We start from the raw sequence: 20,944 nt of genomic DNA on the forward strand, positions 1-20,944 counted from the left end.
GCTCCTTTTCGAATGAAATAACAACTCTTGTAAAAAGTTACTAGATTGCTTCCATATATATTAACACAATTTTGAGAATTGCTATTATTAATTGATGCCATTTAATCGTTACCTTTTAATCGGTGCCTGTGCACCACACATTTATGACAATACAACATTAGTAATATAAATACAGAAAGCAGCCAACCAAACGTTGATATGGTAATCTTCATCATTTATTTTATACAATTGTAGTGCATAATCAGAATAGTTCCCTGCACAGGCACCCAAACAATTCTTAATACTCTATCACCCACTACCCGCACAGAAAGCAGTCATCACCAATAAACTAGAGAAAGGCTTGCTTACAAAGGAGAGATACCATGCTTTTCACGACCTCACTTCCTTCGCATCCAAAGTACATTCATCGTATTCTCAATCGATGGCCTCCGACGAAAAGACTGCTATTCATGGCATTGATGGCAGCACTTGCAGCCATATTGCAATCAGCAGGAGGTTTGCTTCCCGCCGTCGGCTTTGCCATCAGCCCCTTCGCCACCGCCCCAATCATGCTCGTCGCATTGATGTGCTTGCGCTCCGGCATTTTCACCTATATCGTGACGATTTTATTGTTGTTCTTAATTGAACCGACCGAATTAGTCATTTTCCCTTTTACAACCGGATTACTCGGACTAGGCTTAGGATGGGCACTTTACAAACTCAACAAGCGGCTGGAAGTTGTCCTGACAAATGGCCTGCTATTATGTATCGGCATTTGCATCCCCTTGTACGCACTCGGCTTTCCCGTATTCGGTCCAACCGTCTCCTCTTCATTCAATCTGATTTCCTTGCTCCTTATTCTCAACTTCTCACTGCTCTACAGCTGGATCTGGACGGAACTGAGCCTATTCTTTCTCCGTAAAATTAAAGCAATTCTCAAAGCGGTGCCTGTGTAACACACATTTATGACAATTCAATAAAACTTATATAAATACAGAAAAAAGCCAACGAAAGATTAATTTCGTTGGCTTCTTCATTTATTTTATGCAATTGTAGTGCATAATCAGAATTGTTTGCTGCACAGGCACCGAAAAGATTCTGAAAACCTCACTCCACTACTCCACATGCGATGCGGTCGCCGGAGTTGCCGGATGGTTGGGTTTTTCCGTCGTCTGCTTCTGCGTGGATGACAAGGGCTGTGCCGCCGTCATGGAATAAGGAGTTTTCCTCTCCTGGCGTCAATGTCAGGTTTTCAACGAAGAACTCTTCCTTTACAGTGCCATCGGGACCAACTTCGAGATTCGGCAAGTCGCCGGCATGCGGGCCTTCTTCGTGGTCAAGTCCGTGGCTTGCACCTGTCGGATTGAAATGCCCTCCTGCTGATTCAAAGTCAGGTGCTTCGCATACCCCTTTTTCGTGAAAATGAAATCCGTGAGGACCTTCAGGCAATCCTTCCGCTTCTACCATGATGCGTAAAGCGTCCTCTTCCTCGGTCAATTCCGCTGTTCCAACCGGTTTTCCGTTGCCATCCATCAAATGGACTTTCACGGATGGCAGTTCATCACTCTCTGCTTCATCCGGTTCAGTAGTAGTTGTCTCCTCATTAATCTCACCTTCTGCTGTTCCTTCTGTTTCGACAGCCGGAGCCGGATCATTCTTATCGGCGCATGCTGCGAAAACGAAAACGCTGGTAAGGATCATCGTTATCCAAATCCACTTTTTCATATCCACACACTCCCTCTAGTAAAGTATTGACACCTATACAATTCACTATTTTTCATCAGTTAAACGGAATTCTCGCAAAAGAGCCCTTACCACTCATCTAAATTGGAACGTATTGTCAACAATGAGAGAAGGAATTCCTATGGAAAAAGCAACACAAAAAAGGAACAGGTCCAATGTATAGACCTGTTCCCCTCTCTATTTATAAACGTTCTTCCATTAATTCCGAACGAGATAATCAAACGCACCTAACGAAGCTGTCGCGCCAGATCCCATTGAAATGATGATCTGCTTGAACGGGGTGTCCGTGCAGTCTCCTGCAGCAAAGACACCAGGAACGTTCGTTGCGCCGCGCTTATCGACAAGGATCTCGCCGAATTTATTGCGCTCAACCGTGTCGCCGAGCCAATCCGTGTTTGGCACAAGACCGATTTGAACAAATACGCCGGCTAGCTCGACATGCTTTTCTTCGCCTGATTCACGATCAACGTAAGTGATTCCGTTCACTTTATCCGTACCGGTAATCTCTTTCGTTTGAGCATTCGTGACGACAGTGACATTCGGCAAGCTGTGTAGACGTTCTTGTAGTACAGAATCGGCTTTCAACTCCGAGTTGAATTCAAGTACCGTTACATGATTCGTAATACCCGCAAGGTCAATCGCCGCCTCGATACCGGAGTTTCCGCCGCCGACGACCGCAACGTCTTTTCCTTCGAATAAAGGACCGTCACAGTGCGGACAGTACGCAACTCCTTTATTCCTGAATTCCGCCTCACCAGGTACGCCGATATTCCGCCAGCGCGCGCCTGTTGAAAGGATGACGGATTTACTCTTCAGAACAGCCCCGTTTTCCAGTTCGATCTCGATGAGGTCTTTCTTCTCTAAACGCTTCGCACGCACCAGATTCATTACATCGATGTTATAGTCTTTCACGTGCTCTTCAAGGCTAGCAGCTAGTTTCGGACCTTCCGTGCGATTTACACTAATGAAGTTCTCAATTGCAGCCGTATCCAATATCTGACCGCCGAAACGCTCAGCGACAATTCCTGTGCGAATCCCTTTACGAGCCGCGTAAATCGCCGCACTCGCACCCGCTGGACCGCCACCGACAACGAGGACGTCAAACGGATCTTTATCGGCAAATTCCGATGCGTCCGGACCGCTTCCGAGTTCAGCAAGGATTTCTTCGATTGTCTTACGGCCGTTCGTGAACGGTTCGCCATTCAAGTAAACCGTCGGGACGGCAAGAATATTTTTGCTTTCCACTTCTTCTTTAAACGCCGCGCCGTCAATCATCGTATGCGTAATGTTCGGGTTCAACACGCTCATGAGGTTAAGTGCCTGTACAACTTCCGGGCAGTTTTGACAGCTCAAGCTAATATATGATTCAAAGTGAAGCTCGTCTTTGATGTTCTTCACTTGCTCGATCACTTTCTCATCCACTTTAGGAGCTCTGCCGCTCACTTGCAATAAAGCGAGGACAAGCGAAGTGAACTCATGTCCAAGCGGGATACCCGCGAAAACGACCCCAGTATCTTCACCAATGCGATTCACACTGAAGCTCGGAGTTCTTTCCAGTTCAGCATGCTCCACTTTGATGCGTGAGGACATTGTAGCTAGTTCATCCACAAGTGCAGCCATTTCACGTGATACCTTATCTTCTCCGACGTTCACTTTAAGTAGAACATCGCCCTCCATCAGTTCAAGATATTGGGCTAATTGTTGTTTTATATCTGCGTCCAAAATCATGTAATCTACTCCTCAACTTGTATTTTATCGATAGAAACTCGGCATGATTGCCTTAGATGTCGAATTGAATTAAGGAACGCAATCTAAGTGCGCGATGTCCTGTCTCAACGATTGCATGACCAGTGTCATATTGGCCTCACTTCAACATCTAAGACAACTGCCGAAACCTTTTCAAAAATAAAGGGAGCCCCTATCCTAAAAGGAAGGGGGCCATCCCCGTTATCCCGCTAAACGCGAAATTAGATTTTACCTACAAGATCAAGGCTTGGCTTAAGTGTTTCTTCGCCCTCTTTCCATTTTGCAGGGCAAACTTCGCCTGGGTTGTTGCGCACGTATTGTGCAGCTTTGATTTTGTCTACAAGCGTGCTTGCATCGCGTCCGATTCCGCCAGCATTGATTTCGACTGTTTGAACAACGCCGTCTGGATCGATGATGAACGTACCGCGATCTGCTAGACCGGACTCCTCGTCCAATACATCGAAGTTGCGTGAGATTGCTTGTGAAGGGTCACCGATCATAATATATTCAAGCTTGCTGATCGTTTCAGAGTGATCGTGCCAAGCTTTATGTGTGAAGTGAGTGTCCGTAGACACGGAATAAACTTCAGCGCCTAGTTCTTTTAGAGTTGCATATTGGTCTTGAAGGTCTCCAAGCTCAGTTGGGCAAACGAACGTGAAGTCTGCTGGGTAGAAGCAAACGATGCTCCATTTACCTTTTAGGTTTTCTTCAGTTACCTCGATGAACTCGCCTGAACCGGCATTGTAAGCTTGTGCTTTGAATGGTAGTATTTCTTTTCCGATAAGTGACATAAAAAAATTCCTCCTAATGATGATTTTTCATAGTTAGTCTAGGTTATTTCATCAAAACCTAAACTGCAGTATACATTATCCTGTAATCTCCACTGCTTAACTATAATAATTCTAATTACATACTCATTATCATATAGATGTCGAAGTTTGTCAACAGATACACTTCTATCTCCCACAAAACCTTACATATCAGTTGTTTTAGCGATTATTCAACTGTGTCGATTCTGTATTCATTACAAAGAAGCAAGATTTTTATTCAATCCATCGATTCTCAATTACTTGAGAATGTTATCGTGTATTTACTAATTAAAATAATTCAAGAAGAGTTAATATTTGTGGCATTAACTCGCAAACTAAGATGCGGCTTTAATTAATAAAAGAAGCAATGCCCGATATATGGCATCGCTTCAGCTTGTTCCCTTTCAGATGGATGTTTACAGTTCCCTACTTCTCCTCGTTCCGCTTAATCTTATCGTAGGCTTTCGATTCGATCTCCTTCACTTGATGCTCTCCCATGTGAAGATTAGGATGCGGACGAAACCAGTTAAGCTCACCATCCAAATATATTGCGCTATAGTCGTAACCGTCCACATTCACACTGATTTTGCAATGTTCGTGAACCTGCCCTTTAAACATTTCCTTTATCTCAATATCTTCCAACACACTCTCCTCCTTTTTTAGTCGCTACATTACCCACATACCCCCTCTCGAAAGAATAACACCAATTCTCCGCAGTAATAATATGGGAATTGTTTTTTCATTCAGAATCGTTGCGGTTCCTGTGCAATACACATTTATGACAATTCAACAAAAGGAATATAAATACAGATAGAAGCCGACCAGGTCTTGATTTGGTCGGCTTCTCCTTTTACTTTATGCAATTGTAGTGCATAATCTGAATTGTTTGTTGCACAGGCACCGAAACAATTCTAATAACTCTGGATTCTCCTGCCCGCTGGCATTGCCTGTAGCCGGATTGCTACGACAATTCCTATGACCGCCCCGCTTATGCTGGAGACGAGGAAAGGCGGCATGAAGAAGAAGGCGGTGACGGTCGTTCCCATGAGGACGGCTGCGTACGGAACCGCGAATATGGATGCGATGACCCCTGTCCCGATGATTTCCCCGATTGCCGCCATCCATGCCCTTCCCGACTGTTTATACAGCAGCCCGGCAAGCGCGGCGCCGATCATCCCTCCCGGAAAGGCAAGCAACGATCCAGTGCCTGTCAATATACGGACTAAGCCGGTCATGAAAGCAATGATGACGGCAGGAATCGGTCCGAGCAGGATTGCGGCGATGACATTGACGGCATGCTGGATTGGATAGGCGCGGGCAATGCCTGCAGGAAAGGAGACGAATGCAGATCCGGCGACCGCAATCGCAGTGAACACGGTCATGAGGACAAGTTTTCGTGTATTCATCGCAGCACGCTCCTTCCGCGGCTCCATTGCAATGCGGCTTCCTTCAATTGCCGGGCCGCCATTTCAGGGTTTGTAGATGAGGCAATCGCTGAAATGACAGATATTCCGCTTGCCCCTGCACGGATGACAGGCTCCGCATTCATCGCCGTGATGCCTCCGATTCCGACGATCGGCAAATTCGGATATAACTTCGCCACTTTCTCGATCATCGCCGTCCCCGCAACCGGTTTTGCATCGTCTTTCGATATCGTCGGATAGACGGGTCCCATGCCGACATAATCCGCACCTGTCGCTAGGGCCGTTTCAGTTTCTTCTATTGAATGGACGGAAACCCCTAGAATCTTTTCGGCTCCAATTCTTTTTCGGACAAATCGCGCCTCAGCATCATCCTGTCCGACATGGACGCCATCCGCGTCAATCTCAACAGCGAGGTCGACGTCATCATTCACAATGAACGGAACTCCATATTGCGCGCATAATCGTTGGCAGCTCTCCGCAAATACTTTCTTTTCCCTGCCGACAAGTGCACGCGCCCCCTTTTCTCGCAGCTGGAAGCAAGTGATCCCGCCTTTTAACGCTTCTTCCAAGACGGCCAGTGGCTTCTCCGCATTTGTCGATCCCATAATGAAATATAACGTAAGGTCAATATTTCCCAATCAATTCAACATCCTTCCGTTCCACCGGTCCCCGCTTCCGAAGTGCCGCATGGTTTGTCGGTCCGTGCCCATTGCCGATGGAAAGCCCATCCACAATCGCTGCATGGATAAAATGCTTTGCTGTAACGACTGCATCATGCATCGGAGCACCTTTCGCAAGCTCCGCCGTAATGGCTGCGGCAAACGTACATCCCGTGCCATGGGTGTCTTTCGTGTCGATCCGTTTGCTCTTCATTAAAAAGCAATCGCCCGCCGAAGACAAAAACAGATCCTCCGCGTCAGGAGTATCTGTCCGATGCCCACCTTTCAGCAGCACCGCGCCGGCTCCCATCCTAAGCAATCGCTCCCCGGCTTTCTCCATATCTTTCATCGAAACAATCGTCATTCCCGTCAGCACTTCCGCCTCAGGTATATTGGGCGTCAAAAGGGCCGCGGACGGAACGAGATGCTCTTTCAAAGCTACAATCGCCGACTGTTGAAGAAGCGCAGCGCCTCCTTTCGCGATCATGACGGGATCGATGACGAGAGGCATTCTTTCGTATCGGCCCAGCGTATGAGCGACCGCTTCAATAATCTCCGCAGAGAACAGCATCCCCGTTTTCGCAGCGCCAACCGTGAAATCATTCAGCACCGCCTCGATTTGCGCAATGACGATGTCGGTCTCAATCGGTTGAACCGCATGGACGCCAAGCGTATTTTGGGCGGTCACCGCCGTCAATGCGGATGTTCCGAACGTGCCGAGCTCTTGGAATGTTTTCAGATCGGCTTGGATTCCCGCCCCGCCGCCACTGTCAGAACCGGCAATCGTAAGAGCAACAGAAGTCATTTGGCAACCCCCTCTTCAACAATGAATTGGCCGACATCGATTGCATCATCATCTAATTGGTGTAAAGCATTCAGGAAATAAACCGCAAAATCACCCGGACCTGAAGACGGTTCAGCGGCCAATTCACCCGCCCTCTTGTAAAATGCAAGACTATAAGCAACCGCATCGATCGGCGCATCCTTACCGACCGAAAGAAAAGCGGCGGAAACCGCGCTTAACAGGCAGCCCATTCCGGTAATTTTGCTCATAAGCGGATGCCCTCCTGTCACCCGGATAATTTTTTCACCATCTGTCACGATGTCGGTCTCACCGGTAACAGCGACGAGGCAACGGTGGCGGCGAGCCACATCTTTCGCCGCCTCTTCGATATTTGCCGAACCGGCCCCTGCATCGACGCCTTTCGCTTCCCATTCGACTCCCGCAATGGATGCAATTTCTCCGGCATTTCCACGGATGAGCGTAATATCCAATTCCTCCAGAAGTGTAGCGACCGTATCTTTGCGGAAAGCAGTCGCCCCTGCGCCGACAGGATCCAATACGAGTGGACGCCCTTTAATGGAAGAAACTTTTCCAGCAACGATCATTGATTCAACAGCCGAAGGATCCAGCGTCCCGATGTTGAGCAATGTACAGGAGGAAACGGCGGCTACTTCCGCCGCCTCCTCGATTGCATCCGCCATAATCGGAGAAGCGCCCATTGCCAGCAGGCCGTTCGCTTGAAAGTTTGCAACGACAATATTCGTAATGCAGTGGACTAACGGGTTTTGCGTACGCAGTTCTTTCAGTAATGAAAATTGAGCCATTTATGCATGCACCTCGCTTGTTTCAAGAGACCATGTTTGCTGTGTCCATGCCATTTCCCAAAACTGCAATTCATAGTGGACGCTTTTAATGAAATGAGCTTTCAATTGTTCGCGCCTTTTGTCCGAAAGACCTTCCGTCAGTTTATTCAACCGGTCGATCTGTTCACGGGTTGCCTGTTCGAACCATTCAGAACTGTACGTGGCAATCCATTTGTCGTAAATCGGGTGATCCGGTTTCGCATCCTTCAGCCGCTCGCCGATTTCGTAATATAACCAATAACACGGAAGCAATGCGGACAACGTCGTAGCCAAGTCACCTTCCAACGCGGCCCGGTATAAATGCGACGTGTACGCATACGCTGTCGGTGCCGGTTCAAAGTGTTCAATGTCTTCATCCGTAACGCCCAACAGTCCAAAGAAGCCTTCGTGCAATGAAATCTCCGCCCCGCAAGTTCCGTCCGCATGCTGCGCAAACCGTTGCACCGTCAATAAATCCGTCGCCTGCACGGCAGCCATGGCATGCACTTTCGCAAAATGCTTCAAATAATACGAGTCTTGCAGTACGTAATGTTTGAACACCTCTTCAGGCAATGTCCCTTCCGCAAGCGCATGAATGAACGGATGATGGAAGCTTGCCTCCCAAACATCGTTGCATTCCTTCCGTACCTCTTCACAAAACGTCATTCCAACCACTCCTTTAAAGTTTTGGAAAACCAAAAAAGCCGCTTCACTCAACACAATCGTTGAAGAAGCGGCTCGCATATCGGCGTAAGATAACCTTTGGAAGACGTGCGACCCACTTCCCTACGCTGGTATGAGCCAGATCAGGTTCTAAGGGTCCGTGTATCGATACACGTCTCAGTCTTTCACAAAGACTCCCCCAGTGGTTAACTCTTTTCAGTTTTCAACTACACTATAACATAGATTACTATTATGGCAAATCTGACATCTGTAATTTACGGCAATGTAATATTTAGAAATAAATAACGATAGACCGTTTAGACCATGCGATAACCATGAAAATAAAGTAATAGGACATGCATACATAGGACGTTATCGGCATTTTTTAAATTGGTATAATATGGTTTATTAGGGTCCAATCGATTATATTAAACCCTCTTTTTAGTCTTCTCCCACGCTTTTTTATTATTACAAAGGTTAATATTTCCACGAATACTTGTTAATTGGTTGTCATACCATTGTTATTTTCTTTTGTTATTGTTGGTAATGTGCAGATGGGGCACTGCCCACCTATCCGAATGAAACTATTTCACGGATAGTAAAAAAATGGCCCTACATACTTGAGAAGGAGGCGGATGTACATAACGACTTTATTAGGATGAGTGTTATTTCGCTTCATGATCTGGTAGTTGGGTAAAAAAATTTAAGAAAAGGGAGTTTGATCATTCTTGGTTAAAGAAACGAATCGTAACGAGAAGAACACGAAAAAGAAAATTTTACCGTTTGTCATGTCGACTTCAATGTTAACTGCTGCTATTTTCGGAGCAGGCGGATCAGCGTTAGCAGCTGAAAATGGTGAAAAAGAGTTTAAAAACCACGGTGAAAAGGTTTCCTATTATGCAACAACTATTCCGGGTTCACCTGAAAAAGGGCAATTCATGCGTACGATTGCAAATAAAAACTTCGTAGCTGCAGAGCCGGATGAAGATGATACAACAGATGAAGATGACACAGACACACCTAATAACGATGACGATGATACAGACGCACCTGTTGATGAAGAAGGTACAGACGCGCCAGCTGATGAAGACGTAGATGCACCTGTAGATGAAGAAGATACAGACGCACCTGCTGACGAAGAAGACGCTGTTGACGCTCCGGCTGACGAAGAGGAAGCTGTTGACGCTCCAGCTGACGAAGAAGAAGCTGTTGATGCTCCAGCTGACGAAGAAGAAGCTGTAGATGCTCCAGCTGACGAAGAAGAAGCTGTAGATGCTCCAGCTGACGAAGAAGAAGCTGTAGATGCTCCAGCTGACGAAGAAGAAGCTGTAGATGCTCCAGCTGACGAAGAAGAAGCTGTTGACGCTCCGGCTGACGAAGAAGAAGCTGTTGACGCTCCGGCTGACGAAGAAGAAGCTGTTGACGCTCCGGCTGACGAAGAAGAAGCTGTTGATGCACCGGCTGACGAAGAGGAAGCTGTTGACGCTCCAGCTGACGAAGAGGAAGCTGTTGATGCGCCAGTTGACGGAGACGAAGCTGTTGAATCACCGGCTGACGAAGAAGATTCAAATGAAGCACCTGTAAATGAAGACGAAGCTACGGATGTACCTGTAGATGAAGAAGCTACAGATGCACCAGCTGACGAAGAAGAAGCAGCAGAAGACGCTGAAGAAACAGAAAAGCCAGCTGACGAGACTATCACTGAAGATACTCCGTCAACTGACCAAACCGACTCTATTATAACAGACGACGCAATCAATGAGTACAAATCAATCTTACAAAATTATGTAAGTTTGATCGACTACTATAACCTTGCTATCCAAAACCAACTTGGTATCGTTTTACCAGGTGAAGAAACAGAAGAAGTACCTACTGAAGGCGAAGATGCTACAGAAGACGGTACAATTGAATTACCTGCTGGAGACGAAGACGCTGTTGAAGGTGACGATGCTGTCGAAGGCGAAGACGCTGTCGAAGGTGACGACGCTGTCGAAGGCGAAGACGCTGTTGAAGACGTAGACGCTGTTGAAGGTGAAGACGCTGTCGAAGGCGAAGACGCTGTTGAAGGCGAAGACGCTGTTGAAGGCGAAGACGCTGTTGAAGGCGAAGACGCTGTCGAAGGCGAAGACGCTGTTGAAGGCGAAGACGCTGTTGAAGGCGAAGACGCTGTCGAAGGCGAAGACGCTGTTGAAGGCGAAGACGCTGTTGAAGGCGAAGACGCTGTCGAAGGCGAAGACGCTGTTGAAGGCGAAGACGCTGTTGAAGGCGAAGACGCTGTCGAAGGCGAAGACGCTGTTGAAGGCGAAGACGCTGTTGAAGGCGAAGACGCTGTTGAAGGCGAAGACGCTGTTGAAGGCGAAGACGCTGTTGAAGGCGAAGACGCTGTTGAAGGCGAAGATGTAGCCGAAGACGTTACTGAAGAACCAGCTACAGAAACTGTTCAAACAACAGTTTGGGACAAGCTAGTTGGATATTACAACCAAGTCGTTACAGCTTATAGCTCTTTCTTCGGATTGCTCAAAAAATAAGATAGTAACAAAATAAAAACTAAATAGCACTGCATCCCATAACAGGAAATGTTAGCATTCCCTGCCTGAACCGTATGCCTTACGGTTAAGCAAATAATAATTTAGATAAACAATAAAGCCCTTGTGAACTCTGGTTGGAGTTTTCAAGGGCTTTATTCATTCACATTTTCGGTGCTCCCCTCCTATTCGGTGCCTGTGCACCAGACATTTATGACAATTCAAGGAAAGTTATATATATACGAAAAGAAGCCAACCAGATATTGATTTGGTTGGCTTCCTCATTTATCTTCTGCAATTGTAGTGTATAATCTGAATAGTGTGATGCACAGGCACCGAAACAATTCAGTCGCTTCATACCCCATTCCCCAACGCTTTCAAATCGCTGCCTGTTGGGTTTTGGAATACGCGGAGACCGAATTCAGGTGCAATCGCGAACAAATGATCAAAGATGTCCGCTTGCACGGTTTCATAGACGGTCCATTTCGTATCATCTACAAATGCGTATATTTCTATCGGCAGCCCATGCTCACCTGGCGCCAACTGGCGAACCATCAACGTCATTTCTTGATGGATACGCGGATGGTGTTGCATATATTGGAGGATGTATGCTCTGAATACCCCAACATTCGTTAGCGCTCTCCCATTGACAACATTATTTCGGTCTATTTTATTTTTACTATTGTACTCCTCTATTTCTCGTTCACGTTCGACGATATAATTCGATAGATAGTGGATCTGTTTAAAATGCTCAATCATTTCTTCTGTGCAAAACGTGATACTCGACATATCAATATACAATGCGCGCTTAATGCGTCGCCCGCCAGACTCCTGCATCCCCCGCCAGTTGATGAAGGAATCCGAAATGAGCGCATAACTCGGAATCATCGTCACCGTCTTATCAAAGTTCCGAACCATTACCGTATTCAAGGAAATATCGATGATATCTCCATTCGCGCCGTATTTCGGCATCTCAATCCAGTCGCCCATCCTCACCATCTCAGTCGCTGACAACTGCACTCCCGCCACAAGACCTAATAACGAATCCTTGAAAATCAACATGAACACCGCTGATAGTGCACCGATTCCACTCAGCAGAATGACGGGGCTTTCCCCCATCAGATTAGCAATGACCAAAACGGCCCCTACAATAACGACAACTATTTTGGCAACTTGCACATATCCTTTAATAGGCTTCGTTTTTGCTATTTCATACGTTTGATAAATATCATTGAACACGCTTAATAATCGATTAATAACACTGAACGCCACAATCATGATATACGTCAGTGCCAACGTTTCGATTGCCTTTTGATACGTAGGAAAGGTCGAAGCGAAGTAATAAATAATGAGAGCAGGCACGAAATGAGATAATCTACGGAGCACTTTTCGCTCCAACAGAATATTGCCCCACTTAATATCGTTCTTTCTCACAATATGCGTGATGAAACGGATAATCAGATGTTTCGATATTAAATTCGCGACGATACAAAGGAGAATAATTACACCAACCAGGATGACAAATGAGAGTGTATCTACCAAAGCCTCATCCACCCCGTAACCTAAAAGCCGATTACGAATAAAATTCATTTGTTTCCCCCTCCCCACCTTTCGTCTCCTTCTTATTATAACAGAATGAAGGGGACGTCACTTTCATTCAGCATATAGTGATCCATTCAAATTGCGTCGGTGCCTGTGCACCACACATTTATGACAATTTAATAATTTGGATAATTATGCAAAAAGAAGCTGAACAAACCTTGATATAGCATGATTATTCTATTTGTTTTATACAATTGTATTGTATTATCAGAATAGTGCGCTGCACAGGCACCCAACTCTTCTTCCCATTATATGCAAAATCAAGAGGTCACCACTTTCTTCAGACTCCTATACAGGCACCGATACGATTCAGTGGAATATGATACAATCGAGAAAATATTAAACAAATGAGGTAAACGACATGTGCCGAAACATTAAAACACTGTTTAATTTTTGCCCTCCGGCTACCACGGATGAAATTTATGCCGCTTCGCTCCAATACGTGCGGAAGATTTCTGGTTTCAACAAGCCGTCCAAGGCAAACGAGGATGCTATTAATCTTGCCGTTGAGGAAGTGGCTATTGCTACACAAAATTTATTAAACACATTGGTAACGAATGCCGAACCTCGTAATCGAGAAATTGAAGCTGAAAGGGCTCAAGCTCGTAATGCAAAAAGATTTGGATTGGATAATCAGGATTAGGAGCTAAGGAAGATTAAGATGGATCTCCACCCCCTACATCTTACTTCCTGATTGCGTCGGAATTGTGCTGGTGCCTGTGCAGCACACATTTATGACAACTCAGCAATTTAGATATAAATACAAAAAGAAGCTGATCAAATCTTGAGTTGATCAACTTCTTCGTTTCACTTTATGCAATTGTAGTGTATCATCTGAATAATTCGCCGCACAGGCACCCAACATTTGAACCCACTTCTCCCCTAGTTATTCGGCATCATCTTTCATATACCGCCTGATTGTCCAGAAATAAATATAATATTGTCCAATCACAAGCAACAGCAATATGTTCAGCATGCCGAACTTCCCAATCGGCAAAATCAAAAATAATGTTGCTAGGAACGGGAGTGCAATCGTGAAGTAAGAATAGACCTTCTGTGTCGCACGTCTTGTGACGTCTTCAAACAACTCATCGTCCTCCATATATTCCTGTGGTTTAAATGTCGTGAATCTCATCCGATGAGCTGGATTGCGTTTGTTATGTTGATGGAGTTTCCATCTAAATACAACCATGTAGAAAACCAACAAGGCAAGCCAAAGGGCAAAGTACCAAAAACTATCTCCCTCCAAATTAACCTGAGAAATAAAGCTATCCGTGCCATGCGATAATTCATAGTCCGAAGTGAATCCAATTATCGTCGTGAGTGCTATCAGCAATAGAACGCACCCCATTTGCCATAGCGGATACGAGTACCTCATATCACCCTTCATTTCATTCCTCCCCCTCCAACCAAAATAATTCATTCATATCACATTGGAGTGCCTTCGCAATTTTCAGGGCCAGCGTAACCGAAGGAGAAAACTCTCCTTTTTCAATAAAGCCGATCGTCTGTCGCGTGACACCAACCATTTTGGCGAGATCACTTTGTGTAAACTCATGACGGGCACGCAGCTCCCGAACCTTGTTTTTTAGCATGTAAATTCCTCCCAATTACAATGTACACCATTCTTAACATTATGTAAAGTATTGTTAACATATAGTTAAGTATAATTAACAATATTAGTTCAGCCATCTTGTGAAACAGTACTTAATACCCCAATCGACAGACCTAAGATTTAAGTACGAAAACTTGCTATAGTAGAGATATCAAAAAAATTCCAAGGGGGAATCCGATGTCTATGAGAAAAATACATATACAGATTGTTTCGCTGTTATGCTTGCTTCTATTAGGCGCATGCACGAATAAATCTGCCGCCGTAAATGAATCACAGCCAACACCTGAGCAAAAGCATGAACAAAGGGTTGATTATGAAGCGGCAGTTGATAAGAAAAACGCTGAGCTTGAAATGGCACCTTTGGAACTGACAGGCTATGCCGAAGAAGTGGGAGCTGCGTTACTGGAACCGACCCACACAAACTTTGCGGTGGATGAAATCGTTACAGTTGAAGGTACCGTTGAACATCAGGATCAATTACAAGAAAACTATGTATGGATCAAAATCAGGTTTTCCGGAGAAGCGCTTTCCGACGACCAGATGGAATACTATGCGCCTATTGAAGACGGGAAATTTAAACAGGACGTCAGGCTTTTTAATGGAGAGGGAGAATACCAAGTAACTGTGATGCTCCCTAGCACTAAGCAGAAAAATTATTATTACGATCTTGCAAAATTCACTGTCTTTAACGTAAACCCTGCGATGCAACGAGATCTTACGTATACCCCCTTTGCCCAGGAAGTAAGATTATCACTTGAGGCGCCGGATAGCGGGTATGTAAAAGAAAACGAAGTCTTCACGTTAAAAGGGAAAATCCCTTCCATAAAAGGAACAAACGAGTCGCTGATGCTTGAGCTCAAAAAAGACGGAGAAACGTGGAAACACGTCCTTCCAGTTAAAAACGGCGAATTCGAATATGACGTCCCTTTGTTTTACGGAAAAGGTGTGCATGAATTAAAAATCTATGTGCCTGACGAAGAAAGAGATAACTATTATCAGGCAGGAACAACACTTTATATCGACAATGAATCTGACCTTGTCACTGAACCGATTCTCTACATGACGACCTATCACGAACGTGGTGTCAATCTTACCTATCCAACGGCCGGCGGTGAAGAGACCAATTTAACGTATCGCATAAAAGGCACCATCGACAAAGATGCCCCCTTTGCAAAGGAGACGACACATCTTTATATTACGACTAAAAAAGATGGCGACAAGTCGTTATCCGTCATTCCCGTCGATAATTACAAATTCGACGATGAATTCTATTTGCGCTTCGGTCCGGGAACGTATGAAGTAATCGTGAGCGTACCGGAGATAAAAGAGAAAAACAGTTCCAAGTTTTATTATTATGACGTAGCCAAATTCACAGTAGAAAGCACAGCCACTGAGGACCTACGCAATTTATTGCCATCACGGGGAGTTCAATCCGATGCCCCTGATATTATCGCGATTGCGAAAGAGCTCATAACTGAAGATATGTCGGAACGTGAAAAAGCGAAGGCCATCTATGAATTCACGGCAAAGTCAATTGCGTATGATGTAGAAAAACAGAAAAACAGCGATTTTATGTGGGATGATAGTGCGTTAAAAGTGCTTGAGCTCGAAAAAGGGATTTGCCAAGACTATACGTATCTCGCCCTCGCCTTGCTTCGCGCGTCCGGCATGGAAGCAAGATATGTAGCAGGAACGGCTGGAGCGGGCTTCAATTTCTCCCGTCACGCATGGGTTGAAGTGAAGGTTGACGGCGAATGGCTCACAATGGACCCGACATGGGGCGCCGGCTATATCGCCAATGGGGAATTTGTAGCGAACTACACAGAAGATTACTTCGAACCGGATGAAGAAGCATTCAAGACGCATTCCCGTAGTGGCGTGGAGTATTGATCTAACGTGAAAAACGGTGCCTGTGCAGCACACATTTATGACAATTCAATAATATTCATATAAATACAAAAAGAAGCTGATCAAACCTTGAGTTGATCAGCTTCTTCTTTTCACTTTATGCAATTGTAGTGCATAATTTGAATAGTTTGGTGCACAGGCACCAAAACAATTCTGAATAGTCTACTGCACAGGCACCCACACAATTCAGCCTGTGTATTGAATCATCTGAGCAATCACTAATGTGACAACCCCGATTGCCGAGAACACGAGGAATAGCGGCATATAGAAACGGATCCATTTTTGCCAAGATACGCCGGCGATGACGAGTGCAGCCATGAAATAACCCGAAGTCGGGAATAGAATATGGGCAAAGCCGTCCCCGAACTGGAACGCAAGCACAGCTGTCTGTCTTGTTACGCCGATAATGTCTGAAAGCGGCCCCATGATCGGCATTGTGACCAAGGCCTGTCCACTTCCGGACGGTATAATAAAGTTAATGGCCAACTGTACGAGATACATACCTACTGCACCGAGGACAGATGGCATCTCACCGACCATTGAACCGAGGCTGTAAACGATCGTATCCATAATTTGTCCGTCTTCAAGCACAACAGCGACCGAACGAGCAAGACCAATAATAATGGCTCCCATGAGCACCTCACGGAAACCTTCCGTGAAAGCGTTCGAAATCTGGGTAGCGTTCAATCCGGCTATCTTGCCGACTACAATTCCCATAAAGATAAATAGACCTGCCATCTCCACCATGAACCAACCGTGCTGAAGCACGCCGTATACTAAGATTCCGAGGAAGATGAGTGCAGCGACTGAAGCATATTTTTGTCTCGTGTTCATGCTTTTTGCTTCAATTTTATCTTTCTGCTTATAAAGTTCCCTTTTTTCTTCGTCATCTTCATACACATAGCTGTTTAACGGATTTTGCTGTACCTTTTTTGCATAGCGCATGATGAAATAAATTCCCACCGATATACAGACAATAAATAGAAGAAGACGCAATGGCAATCCTGAAAACACCGGGATGCCTACAATTTTTTGCGACAATCCTACGTTAATCGGGTTTAGAACGCCTGCAGTAAACCCGACAACCGTACCGACAAGAGCAATCGCAGCAGCAACAATGGAATCATACCCTAAGGCAATAATTAATGGCATAATAACAGGAATATAAACGAGCGATAGTTCAGGGGTTCCGATTAATGTTGCTCCAATTGCAAATACTGTCGTTAAAATCGGGATCAGGAATATACTCTTTTTCGCAAATCGATTTGCCAGCCTGTCCACAACCACTTCAATAATTCCGGTTGTTTTCAGCACCATAAACATACCACCGATAATAAACGTGAAAAAGACAATCTCTCCGGCATCAATCAGTCCCCTCGGAATGACAGTAAGGAAATCGGCAATCCCGACAGGCGCAGATTCCACTTTTGTAAATGAGTTCGGATCGATCGATGTTCTTCCATCGGGTCCTGGGACACGCTCAAACTTACCTGCTGGAATAAAGTACGTCGAAATGGCCGCCAGCGCACTGAATGTAAATAGGATGACATAAATATGTGGAAGTTGAAACTTCTTTTTGACGCCTTTTTCCTTCTTCATTTGAAACCTCCTCAGTTATTTATACAGACTAATAATCGATTTTGTATAATCTTAGCCTGTATCTTTCTCATTTCAAGTTGCTATGTTTATTATACAAGCTTACTAGACTTGAGTCGTTAGACCTTGTAGCCAATAAAATGTAATACCATTGTTAAAGTAACACAACGGAAAATTCCGATTTGTCAACACTGCACAATGATCTGTACATGAATACCATATAATTACGTCATTTCATTCTTTTTAAAAAAGAATCTACGATATTGTCCTCCAATCGATTCATCTTATCTGAACATTCATGTTTCGTGTCGGAATCCCACGTTATTTGTGCTATAATAATAGTTATACTATTGCAAACGCTTACATTTTTCAGTGTTCATAAGGAGGGGGAGTATTCATGGAGCTTGTTCTCCAGCAGCGACAAGAGCTTAATCTACTAATGACGATGGAACTAAGGCAAGCTATTGAATTATTACAATATACGACACATGAGCTTGAACATTATATTAGGCAACAGGAATTGGAAAACCCACTCATCGAACTGAAGGAAAAAGAGGATCGCAACAATTATGAGGAAAGAGTCAACCAACGCTTTTCCAGCACCTCTGAGATGCCGACAGAAGTGGTACGGAGCAGTGGCAAAAACATGCGGGACGAATTGTATGAACATGCCAAGTTCATGCATAAGGACGAGTTTACGCAAAAGTTGTTACATTTCCTCATCTATAATCTTGATGAAAACGGATATTTGCCTGACCTGTTCACTGATACAGACTGCCCTTCGCAATTCACAGAAGAGCAAATCGAAACCGGCATTCACCTTCTACAACATTTGGGGCCAATCGGTATCGGTGCTCGGAACCTGAAGGAATGTCTCCTTCTGCAGATTTCCTATCTTTATCCGGAAAATGTAATGGCTGCAGAACTGGTGCAACATCATCTGGACCTGGTCGCCGATCGGAAATGGAATGAAATTGCTTCCAAGATGAGGATTACGATGGCTGAATTGAAAGAGCTGCACAACTTCATCCTCTCGCTTAATCCACGACCTTGTACTTTCACTTGCGAGCATTCAACGGAGTTCATGACACCAGATATTATCGTCGAATTGATAGATGACAAGTTCGTTTTTCACTTGAATGACGGTTATTTGCCAGCAATCCAGTTGAATAAGGAGTATTCACAATTCCTTCATGCAAAAAATGATGTATCAAAATATTTGCAGACACAACATAAAAACTATCAATGGCTGTTAACGAGTATCGAGCAACGGCGCAATACGATTATTAAAATCGTAACAGTCCTTTTAGATAAACAGAAGAATTTCTTTGAGAGCGGCTTGTCCTCATTGCTGCCTCTGACATTGAAAGAAGTAGCCGATGAAATTGGAATGCATGAATCGACTGTGAGCCGGGCGACTGCGAATAAAGTGATTCAAACACCTCACGGCACGTACGAGTTGCGTACTCTTTTCACTTCCAAACTGGAAACATCGGATGGCGATAGCATTTCCCAGACAAAAGTCCTCAGAAGATAAATATAAACCGTACTCCGATCAAAAAATTGCGGAATACTTCAATACAAAACAAAGGATTTCCATCTCAAGACGGACCATTAGTAAGTACCGTGAAGAATTACGGATTCCCCCGTCCAGTAAACGGAAGGAAATACGCGTATAGTCTTTGCAATAAAAAAAGCTGTCTCAATTTCATTTGAGACAGCCCTTTTCAATATTCGTTTTAAAATGTCTATTATGCTTGTGGAGGTGTTCCTTCAGCATTTGATACAACTACATCGATTTGGATTAACGCATCTTCAGGCAATGCTGATACGCCAACTGTTCTGCGTGCAGGTACTCCGCCTGGGAAGAATGTTTTGTAAACTTCGTCTACAGCACCCATATCCTCGATATTTTTAACGAAGATATTTACTTTAACGATATCTTCCATAACGTGGTTGATGCTTTCAACAATCGCCTTAACATTTTTCAAGCACTGTTCAGTTTGCTCTTTTACGCCACCAGCTACCAATTTACCCGTTTTTGCATCTAAAGGTAATTGACCTGAAAGGTGATTGTAGTGAGAGAACGCTACAGTTTGAGTAGATAGGGAATTCTTAGGTGCATTTTCAGTGTTGTTTGCCCAGATTACGATTCCATGTCTGTCTTCAATCGCTTGTGGAGGCGTACCGTCTCCGTGAGACACGACTGCTTCCATTTGTACTAAAGCACCCATAGGTAGATCTGCAGCTTCAACTACTGTCCGTGCAGGTACATATGCAACAGTTCTAGCGATAGCGGAGTCTGGGAAGAATGTTGAATACACTTCGTTTACCGCTTCAATATCTTTAAGGTCTTTAACGAAGATCGTCATTTTAACGATATCGTCAAATGGAACGTCGATGCTTTCTAAAATTGCTTTGATATTTTTCAAGCACTGTCTAGCCTGCTCTTGTACACCGCCAATTACGAAGCGGCCAGTTGTTGGATCGATCGGCAATTGAGCTGAAAGGTAATTGTAATGAGAGAAAGCTACAGTTTGTGTAGATAGGGAGCTTGTAGGGGCATTTGCCGTGTTATTTGTAAGCTTAACAAGGTCGCCTGCTTGTGGTGCGTTTGGAATCGAACCTTCACCGTGTGAAAGTAGTGCTTCAACTTGCACCATAGCATCCATTGGCAAAGCTGCTACTGCAACCGATGTACGTGCAGGAACATAAGTTGGGAAGTATGTTTTGTAAACTTCATCTACAGCGTCAACGTCTTTAATATCTTTAACGAATACTGTGATACGAACGATATCGCTCATAACATGACCGATGCTGTCTACAATTGCTTTAATGTTAGTAAAGCACTGTTCAGCTTGCTCTTTAATACCGCCAGCTACCAATTTACCTGTTGTCGGATCGATCGGCAATTGAGCTGAAAGATTATTGTAATGAGAGAAAGCTACAGAATGTGAATATAGACCATTGCCGCTTGGCGCATTTTCCGTATTTTTTGCTGATACTGCGTTAAAATTGCTCATAATACTATTTCCCTTCTAGATAAATA

General features: G+C 44.6%; 20 protein-coding genes and 1 riboswitch. Of the genes, 6 read left to right on the forward strand and 14 right to left on the reverse strand.

Annotation, left to right across the window (positions count from 1 at the left end; translation table 11 throughout):
- Window positions 1-362: 362 nt before the first annotated feature.
- A complete protein-coding gene (locus tag NIT04_RS15745) occupies window positions 363-935 on the forward strand; it encodes a hypothetical protein (RefSeq protein ID WP_252504482.1) in 573 nt (190 codons plus the stop codon).
- A 151-nt stretch (window positions 936-1,086) separates the two neighbouring features.
- Here NIT04_RS15745 and NIT04_RS15750 read toward each other — a convergent pair whose 3' ends face one another.
- The 9 genes from NIT04_RS15750 to tenA form a co-directional block, all read right to left on the reverse strand.
- Entirely contained in the window at window positions 1,087-1,704 is a 618-nt protein-coding gene (locus tag NIT04_RS15750) for a superoxide dismutase family protein (protein ID WP_252504483.1), read from the reverse strand.
- Window positions 1,705-1,920: 216 nt separating this feature from the next.
- Complete coding sequence (gene ahpF, locus NIT04_RS15755; protein WP_252504484.1) at window positions 1,921-3,450, reverse strand: alkyl hydroperoxide reductase subunit F; 1,530 nt, start codon at window positions 3,448-3,450, stop codon at window positions 1,921-1,923.
- Between the two features lie 239 nt (window positions 3,451-3,689).
- Window positions 3,690-4,259: an alkyl hydroperoxide reductase subunit C gene (gene ahpC / locus NIT04_RS15760; protein WP_252504485.1), complete on the reverse strand. Its 570-nt coding sequence runs from the start codon at window positions 4,257-4,259 to the stop codon at window positions 3,690-3,692.
- 444 nt (window positions 4,260-4,703) lie between these two features.
- The gene (locus NIT04_RS15765) at window positions 4,704-4,919 is read right to left on the reverse strand and encodes a hypothetical protein (protein WP_252504486.1); all 216 of its coding nucleotides are present in this window, start codon (window positions 4,917-4,919) and stop codon (window positions 4,704-4,706) included.
- Between the two features lie 269 nt (window positions 4,920-5,188).
- A complete protein-coding gene (thiW, locus tag NIT04_RS15770; RefSeq protein WP_252504487.1) occupies window positions 5,189-5,683 on the reverse strand; it encodes an energy coupling factor transporter S component ThiW in 495 nt (164 codons plus the stop codon).
- On the reverse strand, window positions 5,680-6,306 hold the full coding sequence (thiE, locus tag NIT04_RS15775) for a thiamine phosphate synthase (protein WP_252505129.1): 627 nt from the start codon (window positions 6,304-6,306) through the stop codon (window positions 5,680-5,682). Before thiE ends, thiW begins: the two co-directional genes overlap by 4 nt.
- Window positions 6,307-6,325: 19 nt before the next feature.
- Window positions 6,326-7,165: a bifunctional hydroxymethylpyrimidine kinase/phosphomethylpyrimidine kinase gene (thiD, locus tag NIT04_RS15780; protein WP_252504488.1), complete on the reverse strand. Its 840-nt coding sequence runs from the start codon at window positions 7,163-7,165 to the stop codon at window positions 6,326-6,328.
- Window positions 7,162-7,968 (reverse strand): hydroxyethylthiazole kinase, encoded by an 807-nt coding sequence (thiM, locus tag NIT04_RS15785; RefSeq protein ID WP_252504489.1) that lies wholly within the window; start codon window positions 7,966-7,968, stop codon window positions 7,162-7,164. Before thiM ends, thiD begins: the two co-directional genes overlap by 4 nt.
- Window positions 7,969-8,652, reverse strand: coding sequence for a thiaminase II (tenA, locus tag NIT04_RS15790; RefSeq protein WP_252504490.1), 684 nt, complete (start codon window positions 8,650-8,652; stop codon window positions 7,969-7,971).
- A 100-nt stretch (window positions 8,653-8,752) separates the two neighbouring features.
- Window positions 8,753-8,860, reverse strand: a riboswitch (TPP riboswitch).
- A 517-nt stretch (window positions 8,861-9,377) separates the two neighbouring features.
- Between tenA and NIT04_RS15795 the strand changes: the two genes are divergently transcribed.
- Entirely contained in the window at window positions 9,378-11,177 is a 1,800-nt protein-coding gene (locus tag NIT04_RS15795; protein WP_252504491.1) for a hypothetical protein, read from the forward strand.
- A gap of 351 nt (window positions 11,178-11,528) precedes the next feature.
- Here NIT04_RS15795 and NIT04_RS15800 read toward each other — a convergent pair whose 3' ends face one another.
- The gene (locus tag NIT04_RS15800) at window positions 11,529-12,764 is read right to left on the reverse strand and encodes a mechanosensitive ion channel family protein (protein WP_252504492.1); all 1,236 of its coding nucleotides are present in this window, start codon (window positions 12,762-12,764) and stop codon (window positions 11,529-11,531) included.
- Window positions 12,765-13,137: 373 nt separating this feature from the next.
- On the opposite strand from NIT04_RS15800, the gene NIT04_RS15805 reads away from it, so the two are divergent.
- Entirely contained in the window at window positions 13,138-13,419 is a 282-nt protein-coding gene (locus tag NIT04_RS15805) for a DUF2277 domain-containing protein (protein ID WP_252504493.1), read from the forward strand.
- Window positions 13,420-13,662: 243 nt separating this feature from the next.
- Here NIT04_RS15805 and NIT04_RS15810 read toward each other — a convergent pair whose 3' ends face one another.
- Together NIT04_RS15810 and NIT04_RS15815 are read right to left on the reverse strand one after the other, a co-directional pair.
- Complete coding sequence (locus NIT04_RS15810) at window positions 13,663-14,166, reverse strand: hypothetical protein (RefSeq protein WP_252504494.1); 504 nt, start codon at window positions 14,164-14,166, stop codon at window positions 13,663-13,665.
- A 1-nt stretch (window position 14,167) separates the two neighbouring features.
- Window positions 14,168-14,371 (reverse strand): helix-turn-helix transcriptional regulator, encoded by a 204-nt coding sequence (locus NIT04_RS15815; RefSeq protein WP_252504495.1) that lies wholly within the window; start codon window positions 14,369-14,371, stop codon window positions 14,168-14,170.
- Between the two features lie 197 nt (window positions 14,372-14,568).
- On the opposite strand from NIT04_RS15815, the gene NIT04_RS15820 reads away from it, so the two are divergent.
- A complete protein-coding gene (locus NIT04_RS15820) occupies window positions 14,569-16,281 on the forward strand; it encodes a transglutaminase-like domain-containing protein (RefSeq protein WP_252504496.1) in 1,713 nt (570 codons plus the stop codon).
- A gap of 204 nt (window positions 16,282-16,485) precedes the next feature.
- Here NIT04_RS15820 and NIT04_RS15825 read toward each other — a convergent pair whose 3' ends face one another.
- Window positions 16,486-17,898 carry a YfcC family protein gene (locus NIT04_RS15825; RefSeq protein ID WP_252504497.1) on the reverse strand — a complete coding sequence of 471 codons (1,413 nt, stop codon included), beginning with the start codon at window positions 17,896-17,898 and terminating at the stop codon, window positions 16,486-16,488.
- Between the two features lie 394 nt (window positions 17,899-18,292).
- Here NIT04_RS15825 and rpoN point away from each other — a divergent pair, with 394 nt between their 5' ends.
- A complete protein-coding gene (rpoN, locus tag NIT04_RS15830; RefSeq protein ID WP_252504498.1) occupies window positions 18,293-19,432 on the forward strand; it encodes an RNA polymerase factor sigma-54 in 1,140 nt (379 codons plus the stop codon).
- Window positions 19,392-19,574 carry a hypothetical protein gene (locus NIT04_RS15835; protein ID WP_252504499.1) on the forward strand — a complete coding sequence of 61 codons (183 nt, stop codon included), beginning with the start codon at window positions 19,392-19,394 and terminating at the stop codon, window positions 19,572-19,574. Before rpoN ends, NIT04_RS15835 begins: the two co-directional genes overlap by 41 nt.
- 72 nt (window positions 19,575-19,646) lie before the next feature.
- Here NIT04_RS15835 and NIT04_RS15840 read toward each other — a convergent pair whose 3' ends face one another.
- Entirely contained in the window at window positions 19,647-20,918 is a 1,272-nt protein-coding gene (locus NIT04_RS15840) for a RidA family protein (protein ID WP_252504500.1), read from the reverse strand.
- Between the last annotated feature and the right edge of the window lie 26 nt (window positions 20,919-20,944).

This window comes from Sporosarcina sp. Marseille-Q4943 (genome assembly GCF_943736995.1).
In the GTDB taxonomy this organism is placed as follows: domain Bacteria; phylum Bacillota; class Bacilli; order Bacillales_A; family Planococcaceae; genus Sporosarcina.

Coding starts and splice junctions, on each gene's coding strand:
- NIT04_RS15745 (WP_252504482.1), top strand. CDS start 363: ATGCTTTTCACGACCTCACTTCCTTCGCATCCAAAGTACATTCATCGT.
- NIT04_RS15750 (WP_252504483.1), bottom strand. CDS start 1,704: ATGAAAAAGTGGATTTGGATAACGATGATCCTTACCAGCGTTTTCGTT.
- ahpF (WP_252504484.1), bottom strand. CDS start 3,450: ATGATTTTGGACGCAGATATAAAACAACAATTAGCCCAATATCTTGAA.
- ahpC (WP_252504485.1), bottom strand. CDS start 4,259: ATGTCACTTATCGGAAAAGAAATACTACCATTCAAAGCACAAGCTTAC.
- thiW (WP_252504487.1), bottom strand. CDS start 5,683: ATGAATACACGAAAACTTGTCCTCATGACCGTGTTCACTGCGATTGCG.
- thiE (WP_252505129.1), bottom strand. CDS start 6,306: ATGGGATCGACAAATGCGGAGAAGCCACTGGCCGTCTTGGAAGAAGCG.
- thiD (WP_252504488.1), bottom strand. CDS start 7,165: ATGACTTCTGTTGCTCTTACGATTGCCGGTTCTGACAGTGGCGGCGGG.
- thiM (WP_252504489.1), bottom strand. CDS start 7,968: ATGGCTCAATTTTCATTACTGAAAGAACTGCGTACGCAAAACCCGTTA.
- tenA (WP_252504490.1), bottom strand. CDS start 8,652: ATGACGTTTTGTGAAGAGGTACGGAAGGAATGCAACGATGTTTGGGAG.
- NIT04_RS15800 (WP_252504492.1), bottom strand. CDS start 12,764: ATGAATTTTATTCGTAATCGGCTTTTAGGTTACGGGGTGGATGAGGCT.
- NIT04_RS15805 (WP_252504493.1), top strand. CDS start 13,138: ATGTGCCGAAACATTAAAACACTGTTTAATTTTTGCCCTCCGGCTACC.
- NIT04_RS15810 (WP_252504494.1), bottom strand. CDS start 14,166: ATGAAGGGTGATATGAGGTACTCGTATCCGCTATGGCAAATGGGGTGC.
- NIT04_RS15815 (WP_252504495.1), bottom strand. CDS start 14,371: ATGCTAAAAAACAAGGTTCGGGAGCTGCGTGCCCGTCATGAGTTTACA.
- NIT04_RS15820 (WP_252504496.1), top strand. CDS start 14,569: ATGTCTATGAGAAAAATACATATACAGATTGTTTCGCTGTTATGCTTG.
- NIT04_RS15825 (WP_252504497.1), bottom strand. CDS start 17,898: ATGAAGAAGGAAAAAGGCGTCAAAAAGAAGTTTCAACTTCCACATATT.
- rpoN (WP_252504498.1), top strand. CDS start 18,293: ATGGAGCTTGTTCTCCAGCAGCGACAAGAGCTTAATCTACTAATGACG.
- NIT04_RS15835 (WP_252504499.1), top strand. CDS start 19,392: ATGGCGATAGCATTTCCCAGACAAAAGTCCTCAGAAGATAAATATAAA.
- NIT04_RS15840 (WP_252504500.1), bottom strand. CDS start 20,918: ATGAGCAATTTTAACGCAGTATCAGCAAAAAATACGGAAAATGCGCCA.